Raw genomic sequence first — 2175 nt, 5'->3', positions numbered from 1 at the left:
AGGTGCGATTCGTTACTAGCTGAATCACGGTAATCAGTCCGCACATAAGCTAGTCAACCAACAATGGTTGAACTCTCAGAAGGATATAGGTGAAAGTCCTATCCACAAGATTCATGTGTGACTCCTTACCTGCCCACACCGAGTAGACTCGGTTTCTACAGAGTGAAGCTGGGAACAGGACGCAATCAGACGGTCGTTATGGGCTGACACTGGCGTTAACAGGGAATTCCCACGGTGAAACCGAGCCTAGAAAAGTGACTTAGTGTTTATGCGGAGCATAACAACCAAACACTCCGACATTCATCAGAGTTAAAGCCTGCCAAGCTATCTGTGAGGTATTGGTAAGAATCCGGGGCTTCTGATAGTCAAATTGGCTACACCTAACGGAATAAATCATCGTCTGAGGGAACGAATAAAAACGGGTTAAGAGTCTTTGGGAGGTCGAACCCAAGGTAGGTATGACGAGATACGGAACTCTCTTAATTCGGGTAGGATGCGGCGTAATTGCTGCAAGGTATTCAGAGAACACTTAATAAAGTAAGAGCATGATTGGACGCATAGTAAAATATAGCGAATCTTGGAAGAACCTCAACTGGAAGAAATTTCGGAAGAACCTATTCCGCCTACAATGTCGAGTGTTTAAAGCCATTCAAGCAGGAGATAAGCGTAAAGCTAGGTTCCTCCAAAAACTTATTCTGAAATCTCGCGCAGCTAGATACTTAGCAATCCGGCAAGTAACACAGCTAAATGCTGGTAAGAAAACAGCAGGAATCGATGGGAAGAAATCCCTTAATTACAAGGAACGATTTGACCTCGAAAAAATGCTGGAAGCATTCAGTAATAATTGGGAACACCAAGGATTACGTAGTATTCCCATCCCCAAGAAGGACGGAAGCACCAGAATGCTCAAAATCCCCACTATCGCGGACAGAGCGTGGCAATGCCTAGCAAAATACGCAATAGAACCAGCACACGAAGCACTATTCCACGCCAAGAGCTACGGTTTTAGACCAGGACGTTCAGCACACGATGCGCAAAGAATCCTCTTCAACAGCCTTAATTCAAGATGTAATGGGATCAATAAGCGAGTGATAGAACTCGACATTGAAAAGTGTTTTGACAGGATAAGTCATACCACCATAATGGATAACCTCATCGCCCCACAGGCTATAAAGAAATGTATATTTCGCTGCCTTAAAGCAGGAGTAAATCCAGAATTTCCCGAACAGGGAACACCGCAGGGAGGAGTGATAAGTCCGCTATTAGCTAACATCGCATTAAACGGAATAGAGAGTATTACCAGTTATAAAAATGGAAAGGTCATTGTAGAACCATCAATCCGGTATGCCGATGACATGATAATAATACTCAGACCACAAGACAATGCGGATAAAGTACTTGAGGAAATTGACAAGTTTCTAGCCAGTAGAGGGATGAAAATAAGCGAGAAGAAGACCAAAGTAACCGCTGCGACAGATGGATTCGACTTTCTCGGCTGGCACTGCAAAGTACTAAGCAACGGAAAATTTAGAACCATTCCCTCAGAGGAAAACTTCCAAAAATTCCGTGCGAAAGTAAAAGCTATCATCAACTGCTCGAATTATGGTGCTAAGGAAAAAGCCCAAAAGCTAGCTCCTATAGTTAGAGGATGGAGAAACTACCACAGGTTCTGTAACATGAATGCATCTAAGCACTCGCTATGGTTCATCAACCACAGAACATGGAAGGTATTCAGGAAAGAGACAAAAATGAATGGCGAATCAACAAATAAGTTGATAGAGAAAGCATTCCCATCAGTTCCATACTCCGAAAACACCCACGTAAACGTCAAAGGTAATAAATCACCCTATGACGGAGATATAAACTACTGGAGCGAACGTGATAGTAAGTTATACCACGGGGAAACCTCTAAAGCCCTCAAAAGGCAAAACCATACATGCAGTCACTGCGGATTAGGGAACATCGATAATGAACGATGGAATCTACACCACATCGACGGAAACCATGACAACTGGAAAGCCAAAAACTTAACAGCAGTACACGAGTCTTGTCATGATTATATACACATGGGCAAAAGGGCAACCTAAGAATATCGGGAGCCGGATGCGTAGAAATACGCACGTCCGGATCTAACAGAGAGGTGCGGGGCATAATAGCCTCCATCGACTCTAACAT

1 protein-coding gene is annotated in these 2175 nt (G+C 43.6%); it reads left to right on the top strand.

Features of this window, described 5'->3' with window-relative positions:
* The first annotated feature begins 545 nt into the window (after positions 1-545).
* Positions 546-2087: a group II intron reverse transcriptase/maturase gene (locus tag DP116_RS27955; protein ID WP_169158212.1), complete on the top strand. Its 1542-nt coding sequence runs from the start codon at positions 546-548 to the stop codon at positions 2085-2087.
* Positions 2088-2175 lie beyond the last annotated feature (88 nt).

It is taken from the genome of Brasilonema bromeliae SPC951, assembly GCF_012912135.1.
In the GTDB taxonomy this organism is placed as follows: domain Bacteria; phylum Cyanobacteriota; class Cyanobacteriia; order Cyanobacteriales; family Nostocaceae; genus Brasilonema; species Brasilonema bromeliae.
This window is presented reverse-complemented; position numbering and strand designations above follow the sequence as displayed.